The sequence below is a fragment of the Shewanella sp. YLB-07 genome (genome assembly GCF_009377275.1).
Map to the genome: position 1 here is coordinate 66,690 of NZ_VOQB01000018.1, position 20,646 is coordinate 87,335.

At 45.1% G+C, this 20,646-nt stretch carries 18 protein-coding genes; 9 read left to right on the plus strand and 9 right to left on the minus strand.

Annotated features, from left to right (window positions below; translation table 11 throughout):
• Positions 1 to 39: 39 nt before the first annotated feature.
• On the plus strand, positions 40 to 522 hold the full coding sequence (locus FS373_RS27615) for an FKBP-type peptidyl-prolyl cis-trans isomerase (RefSeq protein WP_144046947.1): 483 nt from the start codon (positions 40 to 42) through the stop codon (positions 520 to 522).
• 124 nt (positions 523 to 646) lie between these two features.
• On the plus strand, positions 647 to 865 hold the full coding sequence (locus FS373_RS27620) for a DUF3389 domain-containing protein (protein ID WP_144046946.1): 219 nt from the start codon (positions 647 to 649) through the stop codon (positions 863 to 865).
• A 33-nt stretch (positions 866 to 898) separates the two neighbouring features.
• Here the strand turns inward: FS373_RS27620 and FS373_RS27625 are convergent, their stop codons facing one another.
• On the minus strand, positions 899 to 1,909 hold the full coding sequence (locus FS373_RS27625) for a glutathione S-transferase family protein (protein ID WP_144046945.1): 1,011 nt from the start codon (positions 1,907 to 1,909) through the stop codon (positions 899 to 901).
• Positions 1,910 to 2,111: 202 nt separating this feature from the next.
• On the opposite strand from FS373_RS27625, the gene FS373_RS27630 reads away from it, so the two are divergent.
• The 4 genes from FS373_RS27630 (at position 2,112) to FS373_RS27645 (ending at position 7,918) form a co-directional block, all read left to right on the plus strand.
• Positions 2,112 to 2,783 carry an alpha/beta hydrolase gene (locus tag FS373_RS27630; protein WP_152831062.1) on the plus strand — a complete coding sequence of 224 codons (672 nt, stop codon included), beginning with the start codon at positions 2,112 to 2,114 and terminating at the stop codon, positions 2,781 to 2,783.
• 349 nt (positions 2,784 to 3,132) lie between these two features.
• A complete protein-coding gene (gene ushA, locus FS373_RS27635; protein ID WP_144046943.1) occupies positions 3,133 to 4,869 on the plus strand; it encodes a bifunctional UDP-sugar hydrolase/5'-nucleotidase UshA in 1,737 nt (578 codons plus the stop codon).
• A 593-nt stretch (positions 4,870 to 5,462) separates the two neighbouring features.
• Positions 5,463 to 7,175: a bifunctional UDP-sugar hydrolase/5'-nucleotidase UshA gene (gene ushA, locus FS373_RS27640; protein ID WP_144046942.1), complete on the plus strand. Its 1,713-nt coding sequence runs from the start codon at positions 5,463 to 5,465 to the stop codon at positions 7,173 to 7,175.
• A gap of 302 nt (positions 7,176 to 7,477) precedes the next feature.
• A complete protein-coding gene (locus tag FS373_RS27645; protein WP_144046941.1) occupies positions 7,478 to 7,918 on the plus strand; it encodes an Hsp20 family protein in 441 nt (146 codons plus the stop codon).
• 180 nt (positions 7,919 to 8,098) lie between these two features.
• On the opposite strand, the gene ilvN is transcribed toward FS373_RS27645, so the two are convergent.
• The 4 genes from ilvN to FS373_RS27665 all read right to left on the minus strand — a co-directional run bounded on the left by ilvN (position 8,099) and on the right by FS373_RS27665 (position 13,816).
• Positions 8,099 to 8,593 carry an acetolactate synthase small subunit gene (ilvN, locus tag FS373_RS27650; RefSeq protein ID WP_144046940.1) on the minus strand — a complete coding sequence of 165 codons (495 nt, stop codon included), beginning with the start codon at positions 8,591 to 8,593 and terminating at the stop codon, positions 8,099 to 8,101.
• Positions 8,593 to 10,314 carry an acetolactate synthase 3 large subunit gene (locus FS373_RS27655; protein ID WP_144046939.1) on the minus strand — a complete coding sequence of 574 codons (1,722 nt, stop codon included), beginning with the start codon at positions 10,312 to 10,314 and terminating at the stop codon, positions 8,593 to 8,595. The genes ilvN and FS373_RS27655 overlap by 1 nt, the downstream gene beginning before the upstream one ends.
• A gap of 456 nt (positions 10,315 to 10,770) precedes the next feature.
• Positions 10,771 to 12,009: a multidrug effflux MFS transporter gene (locus FS373_RS27660; protein WP_144046938.1), complete on the minus strand. Its 1,239-nt coding sequence runs from the start codon at positions 12,007 to 12,009 to the stop codon at positions 10,771 to 10,773.
• A gap of 436 nt (positions 12,010 to 12,445) precedes the next feature.
• The gene (locus FS373_RS27665; protein WP_144046937.1) at positions 12,446 to 13,816 is read right to left on the minus strand and encodes a PLP-dependent aminotransferase family protein; all 1,371 of its coding nucleotides are present in this window, start codon (positions 13,814 to 13,816) and stop codon (positions 12,446 to 12,448) included.
• 178 nt (positions 13,817 to 13,994) lie between these two features.
• Between FS373_RS27665 and FS373_RS27670 the strand changes: the two genes are divergently transcribed.
• Entirely contained in the window at positions 13,995 to 14,603 is a 609-nt protein-coding gene (locus tag FS373_RS27670) for a LysE family translocator (RefSeq protein WP_152831063.1), read from the plus strand.
• A gap of 119 nt (positions 14,604 to 14,722) precedes the next feature.
• Here FS373_RS27670 and FS373_RS27675 read toward each other — a convergent pair whose 3' ends face one another.
• Both FS373_RS27675 and FS373_RS27680 read right to left on the minus strand, forming a co-directional pair.
• On the minus strand, positions 14,723 to 15,172 hold the full coding sequence (locus FS373_RS27675) for a GNAT family N-acetyltransferase (protein ID WP_152831064.1): 450 nt from the start codon (positions 15,170 to 15,172) through the stop codon (positions 14,723 to 14,725).
• A 51-nt stretch (positions 15,173 to 15,223) separates the two neighbouring features.
• Complete coding sequence (locus tag FS373_RS27680; protein ID WP_152831066.1) at positions 15,224 to 15,874, minus strand: glutathione S-transferase; 651 nt, start codon at positions 15,872 to 15,874, stop codon at positions 15,224 to 15,226.
• Positions 15,875 to 16,125: 251 nt separating this feature from the next.
• Between FS373_RS27680 and FS373_RS27685 the strand changes: the two genes are divergently transcribed.
• The gene (locus FS373_RS27685) at positions 16,126 to 17,112 is read left to right on the plus strand and encodes a rhodanese-related sulfurtransferase (RefSeq protein WP_144046933.1); all 987 of its coding nucleotides are present in this window, start codon (positions 16,126 to 16,128) and stop codon (positions 17,110 to 17,112) included.
• Between the two features lie 158 nt (positions 17,113 to 17,270).
• Here FS373_RS27685 and FS373_RS27690 read toward each other — a convergent pair whose 3' ends face one another.
• Both FS373_RS27690 and FS373_RS27695 read right to left on the minus strand, forming a co-directional pair.
• Positions 17,271 to 18,074 carry a slipin family protein gene (locus tag FS373_RS27690; protein ID WP_152831068.1) on the minus strand — a complete coding sequence of 268 codons (804 nt, stop codon included), beginning with the start codon at positions 18,072 to 18,074 and terminating at the stop codon, positions 17,271 to 17,273.
• On the minus strand, positions 18,074 to 19,516 hold the full coding sequence (locus FS373_RS27695) for an NfeD family protein (RefSeq protein WP_144046932.1): 1,443 nt from the start codon (positions 19,514 to 19,516) through the stop codon (positions 18,074 to 18,076). Before FS373_RS27695 ends, FS373_RS27690 begins: the two co-directional genes overlap by 1 nt.
• A gap of 205 nt (positions 19,517 to 19,721) precedes the next feature.
• Here FS373_RS27695 and FS373_RS27700 point away from each other — a divergent pair, with 205 nt between their 5' ends.
• Positions 19,722 to 20,258, plus strand: a complete 537-nt coding sequence (locus FS373_RS27700) for an aminoacyl-tRNA deacylase (RefSeq protein WP_144046931.1) — start codon at positions 19,722 to 19,724, stop codon at positions 20,256 to 20,258.
• The last annotated feature ends 388 nt before the right edge of the window (positions 20,259 to 20,646 follow it).

Genomic DNA, 20,646 nt, shown 5'->3' on the forward strand with positions numbered 1-20,646 from the left:
TCACCAAAATAGAGTCAGGTATAGAGTTAAGGACATTTAATGAGCATTAAAAATGATATGGTTGTTCAGTTTAAATACACACTGCGCGATGAAAAGGGTGAAGTTTTAGAGACGAATAAAGATCTGGATCCTATCGCGTATCTGCACGGCCATAACAACATGATGCCTGGTGTTGAAGATTCAATTGAAGGTAAAGAGGTTGGCGAAAGCTTCTCTGTCACACTGGCGCCGGAAACCACCTATGGTGTTAGAAATGAAGATGCGATTCAACGTGTCTCTGTTAAGCATCTACAAGGCGCTAAAAAATGGAAAGCTGGCATGCGCGCATTGATCGATACGGATCAAGGCCAACGTCAGGTGACAATAGTCAAGATGGGTAAGTTTATGGCAACGGTTGATGTTAATCATCCATTGGCGGGTCGTGAGCTCACATTCGATATCGAGATTGTTGAAGCGCGTGATGCGACCGATGAAGAAGTTGCCCACGGACATGCCCACGGTAAAGGTGGTCATCACCACTAATCGCTATACAGTATTAGCGACAGGCATATCAAAACCAGCATCGTTGCTGGTTTTTTTATTTTTATCTCTTATCTGGCTTCCGCCAAATTTAATTGAATTGATATTAGGAATAGTTAGCAATCATATGGTTATCAATTTTTCACAGGGGAAGGTGATCCTGTCTCAGTTTGAGGTGCAAGTGCGATTCAATACCTCTGGTATCACCATGTATGCCATGGTTGAAGATATTAAGTTCATCGATGATGCACTCATCATGCACGCCGACGCTGGGGCCGTAAGGTGGAGCCTAAAATTAGATTCTTCGGAACAAATAGCTATGATTCGAGAAGAGTTAGGCGTCTAGAAGACGCCTCTACTGACTTACTACCAATTGGTATTATAAGCCTTCTCTGTTATGGGGCGCTAAATAATCCAGCTCTGGGCCATCGGGTACAATCCTGCTTGGATTGATATTGGCATGGCTAAAGTAATAGTGCTGCTTAATGTGGTCAAAATTCACCGTGGATGCAATACCTTCGACCTGATACAGCTCTCTTAGATAGCCTGATATTGCCGGGTAGTCTTGGATACGTTGCTTATTGGTCTTGAAATGGCCGACATAGACGGCATCGAAACGAATTAAGGTGGTAAACAGCCTCCAATCGGCTTCTGTTATCTTGCTTCCCGTGAGATATCGCTTCTGGCTTAGTGTCGACTCCAGCTTATCTAATGCCGTAAAAATTTCATCAAAGGCTTCATTATAGGCGGCTTGGGAAGTGGCGAATCCAGCGCGATAGACACCATTATTTATGCTCGAATAGATATATTCATTGAGCGTATCGATCTCTTCTCGTAAGGCTTCTGGATAAAAGTCCAGCTGATTATCGGTCAGGTGATTGAAGGCTGAGTTAAACATACGAATTATTTCAGCAGATTCATTACTGACTATGGTTTGAGTGTGTTTATCCCATAACACAGGTACTGTGACGCGTCCGCTGTAGTCGGGCGCTGCCAGCTGATATATCTGATACAGGAATGCCTTATTGTTGAGTGCGTCTTCATCAGCACCTGTTATATGGACAGCATCTTGGCTTTGGCTGGCTCCCGCAAACTCCCAGCCGTTTTGCAACATGTGAGGCTCGACGACTGTGATATTTATGATATTTTGCAATGACTTAAGCTCGCGAAAAATTAAAGTCCTGTGTGCCCAAGGGCAGGCAAGGGAGACGTAAAGATGATACCTGTTCGCTTCGGCCTTGAAGCCCTGTGTATTCGGCATTTCGGAGTGAGCTTGCCCATCGGTGGTGATCCAATTTCTGAAACGTGCATCCTCACGTACAAATTTTCCGCCATTCTCTTTAGTCGAGTACCATTGGTCGACCCATTTTCCATCTTGAAGTAAGCCCATGTTATTCCTCTGCACTGTTTTTGTACTATGAATGTCTATGATCCAATTTAACTCTCAATTAAATGGATTAAAAGACCATAATTTTGCCCTTAACGTCCGATTTTATCGAATGTTTTACTCGTATATATGCCTGGTAGCTTAGGTTATGGTGATCCTGATATGATATCGGCGATAAAGTTTCATTAAAAATAAAGGGAAATAGATGTCAGTAACAGCATTAGAGCGGATAACCATAGAGCCAAACACCAGCGCAAAAGCATGCGTGATCTGGTTACACGGCTTAGGTGATTCAGGTGCCGGCTTTGCCCCCGTAGTACCGGTACTGGGTTTGCCAGATGATCACAGCATTCGTTTTATATTCCCTCACGCTCCCGAGCAGGCGGTGACGATCAACCAAGGTTATGTGATGCGAAGCTGGTATGACATTAAGAGCATGGATCTGCATAATCGCGCCGATATGCCCGGGGTCCTGGACTCAGAGCAATTTGTGATAGCACTGATACAGGAGCAGATCGATGTCGGAATACCTGCGGATAAAATCGTACTGGCAGGTTTTAGCCAAGGTGGTGTGATGAGCCTGTTTAGCGGATTAAGATATCCACAAACGTTAGCCGGCATAATGGCGCTGTCTTGTTACTTACCCACGGCCGATGAATTACCGGTTCAACTAAGTGCAGCAAATAAGCTGACGAGCATACTTCAGCATCACGGTGAGCAAGATGATGTGGTGCCACTCTTCGCGGGCAAGATGGCTAATGATCTGTTGAATCAAGCCGATTATCAAACCGAATGGAAAACTTATGCCATGGGACACAGTGTGTTACCACATCAACTGCAAGATATAGGGAAATGGCTAGTCAGCAGATTGATCTAGATGAATTTTTTGTGAATTAATTCACAAAAATACAAGTTGTAACCTCTGAGGTTTGTTTTGTATTTCGCAAGATCAGAGGTTGCAGCGAGTAAGCTTAAGCTGTTGAAAAATAAGTTTATACACCCACCCCTTAAGTCTATAAATGAAATGCTGGTTCGATTCCTCCCCTACCAGTCGTTTATCTTTCCTTCATAGCGAACAGAATTGATCAATAAGTCACTGTAAGTGCTGACGATTGCCAACAATTTGGCTGTAAGGCTAACACATGTATCACTCCCGCTTTGGTATCATTGCAGCCTCTGGACCAAAGAGTCCGAGTATTAATAACTAACACCTAGGGGTTGATGTAATGACAAATAAGCTAATAAAAGGTCTTGTCGCAACAGCAGTTTTAGCGGCATTGGCAGGTTGTAATTCCAGTGATGACGATACACCACTGACGGCATGCGAAGCAGCCGGTGATGCCTGTACCACATTCACAGTGATCCATACCAATGATAACCATGGTCGTTTCTGGCAAAACAGTGACGGCGAGTATGGTATGGCGGCGCGTAAGACAGTGATCGATCAGATCCGCTCTGAAGTTGAGCGAAGTGGTGGTGAAACGATTCTGTTATCTGGTGGTGATATCAACACTGGTGTGCCGGAATCAGATATGCAGAATGCTGTACCTGACTTTTTGGGAATGAACATTTTACGTTACGACGCCATGGCGGTGGGTAATCATGAGTTTGATAACGAGTTAACAGTACTCGATATGCAGGCCAATATTGCTCAGTTCCCTATGTTAGCGGCTAACATTTACCATAAGGGCAGTGAAGATCGTTATTTTGAGCCTTATCGTGTATTTGATATCAATGGCTTGAAAGTGGCTATCATCGGCTTCACTACCGTCGATACACCTAAAGTGGTTAGCCCGGATAATGTTGCCAGCCTGCATTTCACCGACCCTCAAGATGAGATCCAGAAAGTGCTTGTTGAGATTGAAGCAAATGAAACTGTCGATATGGTGTTTGCTTTGACCCATATGGGGCATTACGCCGATGGTAAGCACGGCACTGAAGCCCCTGGTGATGTGAAGTTAGCGCGTTCATTAGATCAAGGTCAGCTGCAGGCCATTATCGGCGGTCATTCACAGAATCCTGTGTGTATGGAAGGTGATGAGTACGCCGACTTTGCCCCCGGTGATGCGTGTAAGCCTGACATTCAAAACGGCACCTTTATCATGCAAGCTCACGAGTGGGGCAAGTATGTGGGTCGCGCCGATTTTGAATATATGGATGGTGAGTTAACACTCGTTAGCTATAGCTTGATCCCTATTAATCTTAAAGATGATGAGGGTAACTTCTATACTCAAGAAGTTGAGCAGGACCAAATTGTTATCGATGCATTGCAGCATTATCAGGAAGCTGGCCAAGAATTACTGGACGTGGTTATCTCCAGTACAGACGGTAAGCTAGAAGGTGACCGTGATATGGTACGTTCAGAGCAGACAAACTTGGGTCAATTGTTAACCCGTGCTTATGGCGACTGGGTGACAGCTAATTTCGAGCCAACAGTCGACTTCGGTGTGATGAACTCAGGGGGTATTCGTGCTTCTATCGCGCCAGGTGATGTTTCTTACCGCGACGTACTAACTGTGCAGCCATTTGGTAACGATGTTGCTTATGTGACTATGTCTGGTACAGAAGTACAAGCATATCTTGCGAACGTAGCTCAGAAGACTGGCGGTGGCATGCCACAGCTTTATCCTATGGATATGACGGTGCGGTGTGATGCAGTTGAAATAAACCCAGAAGCAACACCTGCTGATATAGTTCAGATCACTTCACTTGGTGATCGTCAGTTTAACTTGGAAAGTGAATACACTTTCTCTTTAATCAACTTCAGTGCTTCAGGTGGCGATGATTACCCGGTGATCACTGGACATGATAATTATATCGATACTCAACGCAGCGATGCATCTGTCCTTCGCGAATACTTTGAAAAAAACCCAAGTATTAAGGTTGCCGATTATGCTCCTGCTAATGGTGGACATCCGGTCTTTATGCGTGGTGGCGATATAGTTAAGAGCTGCGCTAAATAAACGGCTTCTAAACCACTAAAATCAATTAGAGAAAAGCAGCCTAGTGGCTGCTTTTTTGTATCTAGCGATTGTATAGCTTTTATGTGCAGTAAACCCATTTCTCTTTGTTAAATTACTAAAGACTAATTTAACAAGCGGCACCTGCCCCCTGTTTAAAGTGAATGTTTATCATCCACAGCACAAAAAACATTCATCGTTAACGATCTTGAACGTAACATTGATGTAAATACACATATTTATTTTTCGAAAAACATCATTGTTGCGTATTACCACTGTTCTTATTTTTGTTTGGTTAGCTGATTTTGTCTTGTCTGGCTAACTCTTTGAAAAATTAAGGTGCAAGACGTTCCTCTGGTTATCTGAAAAATAATTTGATATTAGCTGCCTTAATATTGATTTATGTTTGTTCTTATTTATGGACAATCTTCAAAGTAAATCACTGTATTTAAGAACATTAATGTCACATAAATTCATTAAAGTGACACATTAGCCAAATATTCTTTGCTATGATGTTGCCAACGAGTCCAGAGAGTCTCACATTGTAAGAATGATGGTAACAAATAGATATCTAATAAAAAATGGGGTTGATAGTAATGACAAATAAGCTAATTAAAGGTTTAGTTGCAACTGCAGTGCTGGCGGCATTAGCGGGTTGTGGAAGTGATAATGATGACAACAAAGAAGTTGTTCTGCCTGCTACATGTGCTGAAGCTGGCGAAGCTTGTACAATTTTCACTGTACTTCACACTAATGATAACCATGGTCGTTTCTTCGAAAACAAATACGGCGAGTATGGTATGGCGGCTCGTAAGACGCTGATCGACCAGATCCGTGCCGAAGTTGAGTCAAACGGTGGCGAAACCATCTTACTTTCCGGTGGTGACATCAACACGGGTGTACCTGAGTCAGACTTGCAAGATGCACGTCCGGATTTCGTCGGTATGAACCTGATTGGTTATGACGCTATGGCAGTCGGTAATCACGAGTTTGATAACCCATTGTCAGTTGTTGATATGCAACGTGAACTGGCTAATTTCCCGATGTTAGCGGCTAACATTTATGACAAAGTTTCTGGTGCTCGTTATTTTGAACCGTACAAGGTATTCGATGTTAACGGTCTTCGTATTGCCGTTGTCGGTCTGACAACTGAAGATACGGCCAAAATTGGTAACCCTGAATTCATCAGTGGTCTTGAGTTTACCGACCCACAAGAAGAGCTTAAGAAAGTCATCAAGGACATCAAAGATGCCGATGCGGCTGACTTGATTTTTGCCACCACTCATATGGGTCATTATGCCGATGGTGCCAGCGGTAGCAACGCGCCAGGTGATGTTGCTCTGGCTCGTGCTATGACTGAAGGCGATCTACAGGCTGTTATCGGTGGACACTCTCAGAACCCAGTTTGTATGGAAGGTGATGCATATGATCCTGAGTTCACCGCTGGTGGCGAATGTAAGCCAGACGTGCAGAACGGTACGTTCATCATGCAAGCTCACGAGTGGGGCAAGTATGTTGGTCAAGCCAATTTTGAATACTTCAATGATGAGCTACATTTGGCCAGCTACAAGTTGATCCCTGTTAACTTGAAGAAGAAGAACGAAGAGGGCGAGCGTGTCCTTATCGGTGAAGCTATCACGCCCGATGCTACCGTGCTTGAAATTATGCAGCAGTACCAAAATTCGGGTCAGGAAGAGCTTCTTGAAGTTATCGGTACTACCGATGGCAAACTGGAGGGTGAACGTGCCGTTGTTCGTACACAACAGACTAATTTAGGTCGTCTGATTGCTGAAGCCCAGCGTACTAAAGTGGGTGCCGACTTTGCGGTAATGAACTCAGGTGGTGTACGTGCTTCTATCGAAGCCGGTGAAATCACATACAAAGATGTTTTGACTGTGCAGCCCTTTGGCAACTCAATTACTAAGAGCACAATGACTGGCGCCGAAATCACTGAGTACTTAAATACAGTTGCAACTGTAGATATCGGTGAAACGGGTTCTGGCGCATACCCTCAGCTTGTAGGGATTAAGATGGATGTTGATTGTGAAGCAAAAACAGTTGCTATCAACGACATTAATGGCAAAGGCTATGCTGCTGACGCAAGTTACAGCTTCACAGTTCCTAGCTTCAATGCGGCAGGTGGTGATGGCTACCCAGTACTGACTCCGGTTATGACGGGCTATGTTGATGCAGAGGTTATGTACACCTTCATCAAAGACATTGGCGATATACTGGTTGCTGATTTCGCTCCAGTAGCCAGTGACATCCAGTTCTTGAACAGTAATAGTACTTTGGCTTGTCAGCGATAATTTAGTATTTCACTTCTTTAGAAAGCAGCCTTCGGGCTGCTTTTTTATGTTTATTCTTACTTTCAAAGACCTTTCAATATAAATATATATTTTAATAAATTTAAAATATTGCCTTGAAAACTCAAAATACGCCTACATATATAGTTTAAGGAACGCTCGATGAGGTTCCTGAGTTAACGTAAATCGTGATGCCTTCGGGGTCATAAAGTTAACGATTAACAAATAGGTGCGACAAGTTACTGCAGAAGCAGTCGAGTCGGCCAATTTAAATTAAATATATTGCTTAAGACAAGGATATAACTATGCGAAATTATGATCTTACTCCCCTATACCGCAGTGCCATTGGTTTCGACCGTTTAGCCCAGCTTGCAGAGCATGCGGCTTCGAACAAAGGCAATTCAGGTTATCCTCCCTATAATATCGAATCGCTTAAAGAAAACCGTTATCGTATCACCATGGCTGTTGCAGGTTTTACTATGGATGAACTCGATATTACCAGCGAAGGTGAGAAGTTATTAGTGAAGGGAACGAAAGCGGCTGAAGATAAGAGTCGAAAATATCTCTATCAAGGGATTGCCGAACGTGGATTCGAGCGTACTTTTCAGCTGGCCGATTATGTCACTGTGACAGGTGCAGAGCTTGAGAACGGCCTGCTCAATATCGAGTTGCAAAGAGAGATTCCCGAAGCATTAAAGCCGAGGAAAATCGAGATAGGTACGTCACGCATTCTGGAATCTGAATAACTGACTCAAGCTTATTTTATTTAAGGTGAGCAGCAGAGTTAAGCGTGTTTAATGCTCTTTCATTGATCAACTGCCTGGACTCAGTACTCGTTTATCGCTCGACGCAATCACCATAATAAAAGGGAGCAGATGCTCCCTTTTTAGTGTCTGACTTTTAAACCAAGTCTATTATGTTTCTTATTAGGCTCGCATCGCCTTCTCACCGCGTGACAAGCCAACAACACCGGAGCGAGACACTTCAACGACCTTAGTTACTTCACCTACTGCGCAGATAAAGGCATCCAGCTTGTCGGATGTACCCGTTAATTGAATGGTATAAAGCTCGGCCGTGATATCGACAATCTGACCGCGGAAAATGTCAGAAGTACGCTTTATTTCATCACGAATATTCCCTTTGGCTTTTACTTTTATCAAGGCTATCTCACGTTCAATATGATCAGACTCGGTCACATTTGAGACTTTAAGAACATCGATAAGCTTATGTAATTGCTTCTCTATCTGTTCCAGAACGGCCTCATCGGCCACCACACAGATGTTAAGACGAGACAGGGTAATATCATCGGTGGGCGCTACGGTTAAGCTCTCGATGTTGTAGCCGCGTTGAGAGAATAGGCCGACGACGCGAGACAGAGCGCCGGGTTGGTTTTCCAGTAATACAGATATAATACGACGCATTAGCTTTTCTCCGTTTTGCTCAGCCACATCTCGTTCATCGCGCCGCCGCGGATCAACATGGGATATACATGCTCGGTCTGATCGATATGTATGTCGACAAATACCAGCTTGTCTGTCATCGCCAGTGCCTTCTTCAGTCCTGATTCGAGCTCAGCTGGATCGCTGATGCTGATGCCTACATGGCCATAAGCTTCCGCAATTTTGGCAAAGTCGGGCACCGAATCCATATAGGAGTGCGAGTGACGACCGGAATAGATCATATCTTGCCACTGTTTCACCATGCCGAGGAAGCGGTTGTTCAGGTTGATGATCTTGACCGGGATACCGTATTGTAGTGCCGTCGATAGCTCTTGAATATTCATCTGGATGGAACCGTCACCTGTGACGCACAGCACGGTAGCATCGGGGTGGGCAAATTTAACGCCCATAGCGGCGGGGAGTCCAAAGCCCATAGTGCCCAGTCCGCCGGAGTTTATCCAACGACGTGGCTTGTCAAATGGGTAATAGAGAGCGGCAAACATCTGGTGCTGACCCACATCTGATGCCACATAGGCATCGCCATTGGTGAGCTTATGCAGTGTTTCGATCACTTGCTGGGGTTTAATCTTATCTGAGCTGGTGTCATAGGCCAGACTCTTACGCGAACGCCATTGATTTATCTCGCTCCACCAAAAATCGATGGCGCCTTCATCGGCATTGGTATCACCACTGGTCGCGAGTTGCGCTAACATCTCATCGAGTATGCTATCGGCTGAACCTACGATGGGGATATCGACTCTGATTGTCTTAGAGATAGATGATGGATCGATATCTATGTGTAAGATGGTGGCGTTAGGACAATATTTTTCGACATTGTTGGTGGTGCGGTCATCGAACCTCACGCCGATACCGAAGATAAGATCGGTATTGTGCATCGCCATATTGGCTTCATAACAGCCATGCATGCCTAGCATGCCCAAGCTGTTATCGTGGCTGGCCGGGAAGGCACCGAGTCCCATCAGGGTACTGACTACCGGTATATTGAGCTTTTCTGAGAGTGCTAGAATTTGCTTGTCACACTCTGAGATGATGGCGCCGCCACCGACATAGAGTACGGGCTTCTTGGCTTTTAGAAGGGCTTGTAAACCGCGACGGATTTGTCCCTTATGACCCGAAGTCGTTGGGTTATAAGAGCGCATGCTGATATCTTTAGGATATTCATAATCATACAAGATCTCGGGGTTCATACAGTCTTTAGGCACATCGACGACAACTGGCCCCGGACGACCACTGGCCGCGATAAAGAAAGCCTTCTTGATGATAGTCGGAATGTCTTTGGCATCGGTCACCAGGAAGCTGTGTTTAACCACAGGGCGTGAGATGCCGATCATGTCGCATTCCTGGAATGCGTCATTACCAATCAAGTTACTGGGAACCTGACCCGATATAATCACCAGTGGGATAGAATCTGTATAGGCGGTGGCGATACCTGTGATGGTGTTGGTTGCACCTGGACCTGATGTCACTAGTACTACACCAACTTCGCCGGTTGAACGAGCGTAACCATCGGCCATATGCACGGCAGCTTGCTCGTGACGGACAAGAATATGTTCAATTTTTGATTTTTCGTGAAGGGCATCATAGATATCCAGCACAGATCCGCCAGGATAGCCAAATATATGTTTTACGCCTTCGTCGATAAGAGATCGAACGACCATGCTGGCGCCGGATAACTTCTCCATTTGTAAACCCTCATAAGTTACCGCTACGGTATGCAGTATCTTGCAACAGCGACGGTAATCGCTTGAATAATATGAGCGTGGATGGTGATCCTCACTCTCGAAATGTCGAATAACTTTTGGTTTAAAGTTGATTTCACCCTGTAAGGCGCGACACCTGTTTCAAATGAACAGAATTTCATCATATAAAAAAAGCAGATCTATTCAAGTATTATTTTTAAATAACGTCGTTTATGAGAAAAAATAGCGTTAAAGATGCAGATAATGCTAATAAAGTGAATTTTAGTGAGTAAATCAAGAGTATCTTGATGAGTAATTATCGAATGGAGTGAGCAAGCTTGATTATTGTGCATATGGGATTGGTTGTATTTTCAGGTGCTTGCATATAAATAAATGATAAAAATGGCCCCTTATGCTGAGGTTGAGCATAAGAAGCCTATTTCTACAGTATAACCAAGATTAACTCTCAGGTGTTAAATCGCTCAGGCAGCGCCGGTGAGCAAAGAACTGACAAATAGCGACCAAGATAACCGCACTTAGCATTAAGGCGGAGAAAGGCACTGCAGTACCTGTGTAAAACAGGGCTAATAGAGGACCAGCTACCGCGCCGAAACCAAACCTCAAGGTGCCAACGACTGCGGTGGCCGTCCCCGTCTCTTGTTGGAACTGCATCAAGACAATAGCATCTGCATTGACAGACATTACTCCGAGGCATGCCATAAATGGCAGTAGAGTGATCACGGTAAAGTGATAACTCATTCCCAGCCAATTCACCGTGAAGAGGGCTGAGCCAGCGAAGATAGCCAGCAAGGTGGCCACCTTGAGCATTCTGCGTGAACCATAACGAACGACAATGCGGCTATTGACGATATTGGCCAGCATCAGAGCGCCGACATTGGTGCTAAACAAGATGGCAAACAGGGATTTATCTAAGCCGAAGACCTCCATATAGACAAATGGAGAAGCCGTCAGGTAACAGAAGAATGCAAAGGAAGTCAGTACGCCACTGGCGATGTGAAGTTTGACTCCCGGTTTAGTAAAGACCACGGCATAGGCCCCGAAAAAAGATTTTTGGCTACGCTGGCTTAAATCTGTATCGCTGGGCATTTTCAACTTCCAAAATACCAAAATCAGCATGATCATTGCATAGAAACCTAAGATGAAAAAGATGAGATGCCATTCACCAAACTCCAAAATCAAGCTGCCTATGCTAGGGGCAATTAATGGAGCCAACATCATGATAAGGCTGACATAAGACATACCCTTAGCCGTATTTTTCCCATATACCTCTTTGATATAACCCGGAACGACGACAGTAGCGGCAGCGCCGATGAACGCCTGACCGAATCTGAGGGCTAAAAATGACTCGATACTGGTGACAAAGGCAAGTAGAAAGCTCATTAAGGCAAAGCCTGTGAGGCCTACAATGACCAGGGGTCGGCGGCCAACTCGATCGGCCAGAGGACCAAAACAGAGCATGCCTAATGCGTATCCTGCTAAATAGATACTGAGTGATTGCTGTACCATAGTGATATCGGTATGGAAACTCGCGGCAATTGTTGCCATGGCGGGCAGATAAAGATCAATAGCTAACGGTGTGATTGCGATTATCGCTGACAACATGGGGATCAAGATGACAAGGTTTAAATTGGCTGCAGGATTTGTTGTCGGGCTTGCTTGATTGGATGCCGTTTTCACTAATACCTCTTTATTCAGTGAGAATGAGCCCTAAATAGGCACAGATGATTACTATCAAGTTAGATGGCTAAATGTAGACGACGAAATCGGGTTACTCTTCTTGCGAATTTTGCACAATAACAGCAAGTTACTCGACGGCAATCCATCGGTGAGCCTACTGCTATAGCAAAATGCTTTGAAAAAGTATGATGAAACAGTTCAGTGTAGAGACTGTTTATCAGAACGTTAACTGCATAGATTTAGTTGGATATTCTTGATATCGATAACGAGTTTGATAACCGCTATCTGAGAGAAGAATTATTGTACGACTAATTGCTAAAATTAGCCACGACTAACCTAAGTTTAAGTTTATTTTAAGCATAGATAATTGTAACTAAATGCAGTCTGGCATTTGTATCTATCTAGTATCTCTCATTGTTTCCATTGAAAGAGGGCTTCACATGACGGAGTAGGCATTTTGAGTCAAGTTTACGATACAAGACTCAATTTCGAGTAAGGAGGCTTCGAATTCGGCGCTGCTACTGGCTCCGCCAATACTCAATCGAATGTAGTTATCATGATTGTCAAAATCGTCGCCGTTGCGGATCAAGATCCCACTGGACGCTAAGGAGGTCACTACATGGTGGGCCTTGACCGGTGACTTGAGCTGTAACCAGCCTGTGAGTCCTCGCCATCTGTGCTTAAGTCCCAGTCTTTCACTCATCTCGATACCCATTTTTTGCCTATGAGCGATGAGATTTTCTCTGTCACCCATCAGAGATTTGGATGAGATAAGCCGAGTCGCCAACTCTATGTTGAGTGGTGAGATCATCCAACATTGACTATGGAGTGCACGCTTTATTTGTGGCCTGAGGGGCTCAGGGAGCAACAAGAAACCTTGTCTCAATCCTCCAGAGAATAATTTAGACAGGCTGGAGAGGTAGATCACCCTCAGGGGGGAATCCTTGCTCTTTCTGCTCAGAGCAAGGTTCCAGAGAGGCGCCTTCCACTCCTCAGGTAAACAGTAATTCACATCATCTTCGATAATATAAAAATCATGTTGCTGAGCCAGATCGAGTAGGGTTTCTCTCTGGGCATCGCTGTATTGAATGCAGGTCGGGTTTTGATTGTTTAGCGTCAGGTATAACATCTTAGGCTTGTGTTCGAGCACTAACTGAGTCAGAGCATCCAGATCCAGCCCATCATGAGTTAAGGGCACACCTAAGCTATTAAGCCCTAGTTGCTGAGCGGCGAGTTTGATTCCCGGATAACAGTTCGCTTCGTGAAGCAGAGTATCACCGGGTTTAAGTAAGCCGTTAAGAGTGACATATATGCCTTGCTGCGCGCCATGGGTAAAGAGTAGATCTTCGCTGGATTGAATTATCCCGCGTGTAGATAACCATTGATGGAATGCAAACTGCTGCTCAGGTAGTGGATTGGGGTGATAGCCCAATAAGACACTGAGCTTGTGTGGGTCTTTGGCAAGCTGAGACAGGGCGTCACTGAGGGCGGAGATCTGATTGGTCAAAGGTTGCTGACAGGTGGCGAAGTTAGCCTGTTGCTGTGACCTTTGTGGCTTAAATTGTGGTTTAACATAGGTGCCAGCGCCGACTCTGGCTTCGACCAATCCCTTCTGCTCAGCCAGGGCATAGGCGCGTGTCACTGTGCCTATGGTAAACCCCACATTATCCGCCAGCCTTCGCTGAGGGGGAAGCTTTACTCCCGATTCGAGTTCACCTCGATTAATCGCCGCTTCGATCGCTTCGAACAACCTTAAATACTTAGGTCCGGTGTAGGCATCTAAGTCTGGATTCCACATTGTACCCATGACAATAAAACCATTGATCCATTTTTAGTTGTGGTTATTATGCGTTCCTAAGCTGATTGTGTCAACTATTGTATGTGTACAATCGGTTTGGGGAAAATAGTTATTTTCTAAATGAATCGTAATTGACTCAGATGACTTACCTGAACGGTGAGTTATCTGAGTCTTATAGGAGAGGTATATGGATCAATCTTTGTGGGCATTAATGATATCGGCGGCGTTTTTCTGTGCCACCATGACGATGACACCCGGACCTAATAATATTTTGCTGGCTCAATCGGGAGCGAACTTTGGTGTGAGAGCGACACTCCCCCATATCTTAGGCATACGTATGGGCCAGAGCATATTGCATCTCTCGATACTCTTAGGTTTAGGCGCATTATTTGAAAGTTGGCCCGTGCTGCATCAAATATTGAAATACCTGTCCATCGCTTATCTGCTGTATCTGGCCTATCGAGTCGCAAGCTCATCGGTGGCAGGTGATGAGGACAAAAAAGATTCCCGACCCATGAGCCTCAAAGAGGCGGCACTGTTTCAATGGGTCAATCCTAAATCATGGATGGCGACCATCACCTTGTGCAGTGCATTTACCGTTACGGGGGAGGGATACTGGTTGAGTGCCATATTGGGCATGCTGGTGTTTAATCTGGTTGGTTTCCCGGCTTCCTTTACCTGGGTGTTTATCGGTGCCGCTATACGAAATAAACTCAATACCGCCAAGCGTCGGATGCATTTCAATTGGGGAATGGGCTTTTTATTGATCGCCTCGATCCCTATGGTGGTGCACTAGTCTCGATGGGACAGAGACCAAAGAGGGACACTGGCAGAACTGGTGTCTCGATGTCCTACATGGAGTGTCAGAAATAAACGCAGAAAATCACACTAATGGCGTATTTATGCCAATCGGCATTAGGTGCTTAAACTATAGGAGAAGAATTGCGTGTCCCTGATAAACCCCAATTTTTTATATAAGGCTTGGGCACTATAGTTATCTTGAGCTGTGCCCAGATCCACCTTTATAGCGTTTATTTCCAGGGCTAAACCTATGGAGCAATGGATTAGTTGATTGGCAATGCCCTTCTTTCTATGACTCTCTATGACGAATAGGTCGTTGAGTATCACTACTTTTCCTAGAGACACAGAGGAGAAGGAAAGATAATTTAACACGAAACCCAGGGGGCGATTGTCTGGGTCATAAGCGATATAGACATGGGCTTCATTTTGACTCAACCTCTGCTGCAGGTAATCACGATACTTCTGCGGCTGTGACTCTTTGCCGTAAAATACCATGTATTGATCGAATAAATGGACTAAGTCGTCCAATTGCTCGATAGAAATCCCTCGGGTTGTCCATGTCATGTGTATCTCCTTGTTATATTGATATTATTTTAACTTTAACTTATTGCCTTATTAATCGCCAAAGATAAATTCTTCATTGCTGTCGAGCCAGGTTGGGTATTTTTCCATAATACTGGCAAATATTGGGCTCTCGAGGTGACAGGCTAACCAGCGCTGCACGTTTGGGTAGGGAGCCTGGTTGAACCAAGTTCTGTCGACCCCGGCAAATTGGCGAATAAAAGGGAAGATGGCAAAATCGGCGATACTGGCAGAATCACTTAACAGCTGCTGATGTTTCCCCAACAAATGTTCAAGTTGGGCGATAAACTTTTCACCTTCTGCGCGGTAAAAAATTTCACTCTGCTCAGGGTGTCTGTCGGCATATTTATACTTATCCAGCCAAGATTTGAACTCATTGTCATTGTTGTCAATTAAGGTTTTAGCTTGTTCTTGTCGCTGAGGATTATTGGTAAGTAAGAGGTTGTGAGGGTCGTTCAGCCCCAGCGCCCAGCCCATGATGTCCAGGCTCTCATCTATGATGCTACCATCTTGTAAGATAAGTACGGGAACCGTGCCTTTAGGTGAAGCCGCTAACATGGGCTCGGGTTTATGTTTAAGGAGTATTTCACGTAAAGAGACAGAAGTCCCCGAAAGTAAAATACCTAAACGAGCGCGCATCGCATAAGGGCAACGTCTGAAGGAATAGAGGGTGGGTAAGGACATAGGTGTGATTTCATTTATACATGATTATGGTCGTTATTCTTAACCGACTGAAGAAAAATGACAACGAATAAAAACCGGGAGAGTGGACGAAAATTAGCATTTTATGAGTAAGCTTACTTTTTATCTGTTTATTGGGGTGTGACTCAGGTAAAATTCCTCGCGATTTTGTTACCTGGCTCAAATGTGGGCCGGATTGTTACTATTTTTTAAGATGCGCTGGAGATTAAGCTCCTGCCAGCATTGAGGTTGATATGTCCCAAGTTGTCGTTTGTGCCCTATATAAGTTTGTTTCTCTGCCACATTTTGAATCTATTCAGAAGCCATTGCTTAATGCCATGATTGATACAGGTATCAAGGGCACCTTGTTACTCGCCAGTGAAGGCATCAATGGCACGGTTGCCGGTTCCCAAGACGCTATCGATAATCTGCTCAGTTGGTTGAATATTCAGCCGGGCTTAGACAATATTGTGCATAAGCTGTCTTTCGATGATGATATGCCGTTTTACCGCACCAAAGTCAAATTAAAGAAAGAGATAGTGACCATGGGCGTCGAGGGCATAGATCCCCTCAAAGTGGTTGGCACTTATGTGAAGCCTCAAGACTGGAACAAGTTGATCTCAGATCCCGACGTTATTTTAGTCGATACCCGCAACGAGTATGAGGTGCAGATTGGCACCTTCAAGAATGCGGTCGATCCGAAGACAAATACATTCAGAGAATTTCCTGCGTACGTAAAAGAGAATTTAGATCCGGCCAAACATAAGAAAGTCGCCATGTTCTGTACCGGCGGGATCCGTTGTGAGAAGTCGACGGCTTACCTCAAGGAGCAAGGCTTCGATGAGGTATATCACCTAGAAGGCGGTGTGCTTAAATACCTGGAAGAAGTTGAGCCAGAAGAGAGTCTTTGGCAAGGTGAGTGCTTCGTGTTCGATAATCGAGTCGCGGTTAACCATGACTTAGAGAAAGGTCAGTACGACCAGTGTAATGCTTGTCGCATGCCAATTACAGCCAGTGAGAAAGCCAGTGAGGCTTATGTTCAGGGGGTGAGTTGTCCACATTGCATAGCGTCAATCTCAGACAAGCAACGTCAGCGCTTCGAAGAGCGAGAACGTCAGATGCAGCTCGCCGAAAAGCGCGGTGAAGCCCATATAGGCAGTGATGTAAAAGCCGTTATCCAGTCTCGCCGCAGTGAGAAAGAGAGCTTGAAGCAAGCTCAGCTGGAACTGAATAAAAAATAAATCGGTTAACACTGCAGAGTATAAATTACTTGCTATAGTTAATTAGCATTATGAGATTATTAACCCTGTATCGGGCGACTAATACCTCTGTATATGCTGCAAAAAGCCGTCTCAGACGGCTTTTTTATTGGCTGGTTTTTTTATAAGGCTTGATATTATCAATCGCTGCTCTTATCGGTTTTCTTTTTGACCTCTTTGCTATTTTTGTTCAGTACTCCCTGCAATAGCTCCATGGGCAGGGGAAACAGTATGGTTGAATTTTTTTCGCTGGCTATTTCTGTTAGCGTTTGCAGGTACCTGAGTAAGATGGCGTTAGGTTCTTGTGCCAGTTTAGCGGCTGCTTCAACTAGCTTGGCTGAGGCTTCCATCTCACCCGAGGCATGAATCACCTTAGCTCGTCGGGTACGCTCGGCCTCTGCCTGTTTGGCTATGGCCCTGACCATGGTTTCATTAAGATCAACATGCTTTATCTCAACATTAGACACCTTGATCCCCCAGCCATCGGTACGGGAGTCTAGAATGCTCTGAATGTCGGTATTGAGCATATCTCTATTGGCTAACATCTCATCGAGCTCGTGTTGTCCAAGTACAGATCTAAGCGTAGTTTGAGCCAGTTGAGACGTAGCTTGTAGATAGTCTTCAACATTGATAATGGCTTTTTGGGAGTCCAGTACTCGAAAATAGATAACGGCGTTGACTCTAACAGAGACATTATCTCTGCTGATCACATCTTGGGTGGGTACATCCATCACTATGGTTCTCAGATCGACTCTGACCATCTGTTGGATGATGGGAATGACTATGATTAGCCCTGGGCCCTTGACCCGATAGAATCGTCCGAGCAGGAAGATAACCCCGCGTTCATATTCCCTTAGAATTCGAAAGGCGCTGAGTATTATTGCTAATATCAACACCAGTACGGCTAGGCCAAACATGGCGCCGCTGGGCAAGATGGGATCCATTATTTTTCTCCTTCTGCTTCGATATTGTTATTAGGACCTGGATTAAGGTCAGTTTTTTTGTCGATGGCTTGCCCTAGAATTAGGGTCAAGTCGTCGACCTGCTCGACTTGAACCAGTTGATCTTTTTGTAAGGGGGTATCAGATATGGCCGCCCAACGTTCACCGCCGAGTAATACAAAACCGTGATCGATAAAGTCTTCCAGCACCTTGGCTTCGGCGCCCACGATGGCTTCCTGGCCACTGACAATTTTGTTATGCCGTGAGCGCCAGAGGTACCCTAAGCAGAAGATCATAAATGCCGCACTCACCGCTGTGACGGCGGCGATAACGGGCAAGGAAACTTGAAATTGGGCATGTTTGGTATCGATAAGAAACACAGAGCCCAGTGCAAACGCGATTACGCCGCCTATGCCGAAGATGCCAAAACTAGGCACCATGGCTTCGGCGATCATCAAGCCTATGCCTAACATCAGCAGGAGTAAGCCCGCATAATTAACCGGTAACATCTGAAAGGCGTACATGGCGATAACCAGAGCGATGGCACCTGTGACACCTGCCACGCCTATGCCTGGGCTGTAAAACTCCAGAATGAGGCCGTAGACACCAATTAACATGAGTATGTAGGCGATATTAGGGTTAGTGATAGTCGCTATAAATTGGTTGCGCCAGTCCGGCTTTATTGGAGTCAATTTGGCCTGTGAGAGATCAAGTAAATAAGGCTCCTGATTGATGCTCACCTCCCATCCATCGAGCTGCTTGATTAAGTCTGCTGTAGAGTTTGACATAAGATCGATGACATTTTTCTCTAACGCTTCTTGTGCGGTTAAGGTTGCGGCCTCTTTGACTGCTAGTTCGGCCCACTCCTCGTTGCGGCCACGCAATTGGGCGAGAGAGCGAATATAGGCGATGGAGTCATTGAGGATCTTCTTTTCCATGGCTGAGGGCGAACTTGTCTTATTATCATCCTTGTCTTGAGGGGCTTTGGGAGAGCCCCCAATACTGACGGGAGTTGCCGCCCCTAAGGTGGTTGCCTGTGCCATGGCTGCAATATGACAAGCGTACAAGATATAGGTACCCGCACTGGCGGCTCTGGCCCCTGCGGGATGAACGAGGCAGGCGATGGGTACTTGAGAGTTGAGTATGGCCTGATTGATGTCACGTAGACTAGAGACTAAGCCTCCTGGAGTATCTATGATGATGATCACCAGAGGTGCACCATCCTGATTGGCTATAGTCATCTCACTGGTTAAGTAGTCGCTTATGGCGGGACCTATGGCGCCTTTAATGGTGAGTACCGGGATTTCAGTTGAGTTGCCGGTTTGTGTCTGTGATGAAGCCTCGATGCTGGCGAGGGATGAAGTTGAAAAAAATAATAGAAGAAACAATGCAATAGAGAGCATTGCATTGAAAGGATCTGTTATCGTTCGAAAGCGAATCATCATAGGAGAACTTCACAGCCATTATTGTAAAGTCTAGCCAAAATAATTCGTGTCTGCTTAATGAAATTGGTTTGAGTGAACCGACGCTGACTTAACTATACTAAAAGAATGGATTCATCTTCTATTTTGATCCGGAAGTAACGCTAACAGATGTTGTCTTAAGTGCATATCAGCGGCTTAGCGTTTCGACTCGGTCAAGGAGGTATATATGGGTATCGCGATCACTTTGGCATCATTTCTTAACCACAATAGGGTCGACTATTCCATCGTCAAGCATCGTAAGACTCTCTCTTCTCTGGACTCTTCTGCATCGGCTCATCTTCCTAGTGCCCAGGTCATAAAAGCTGTGTTGTTGGTCAATGGTGAGGGCGATTATATGTTGGCCGGTATTGGCTCGGGACATAGGTTATCGATATTGAAGGTGAGTGAAGTGATGGGTGAAGTGTATCAATTAGCCAATGAGCAAGATCTACAGGCATTATTTCATGACTGTGATGAGGGGGCCATTCCAGGATTGGCCGAGGCATATGGCATCAAGATGATGCTGGATAAACGTTTAATTGATGAAGATATGGTCTATATCGAAGCCGGCGATCACTGCCACCTGATTAAGATTAATCATCTGCAATATACGCCCTTACTCTCGGGGACGCTACTGGCCGATCTTATCGGTGAGCCTATAGGGACACCTAAGTTTGGCGATTATGATAACTGTTATGACAAAAGTTACCTCAGTCACTTTTAGATCACATGTGGATGATACCCTAAGTGTCCATCTTTGCTGACATCAGCTGTTAAGGAATACAGAAGTGTGTCAGCAAACGAGTCTATAGATATAATACCAATCGGTATAAAGGTGTGGTCACTCAGCGAGAGTTTAGCGCTTCAGAAGCAAGGCAACGAGTGAGGAACATAGTTATTCTACGTTTAAGCTCGTTAACGCCGATCGGAAGTGCTAAAACTCGCCTTTCAGGAGTGTTTTTGGCAGCCTACTTCTGTGTTGAATGAGTTCAAAAGGGATACCATTCCCTCACTCATCCGCCTTGAATTATACAGCCAAAAATAACTCTGAGTTGGCCACTTTCTTATACCGATTGGTATGATTCCGCTTTTTACTCCTCACAATCTGTGGT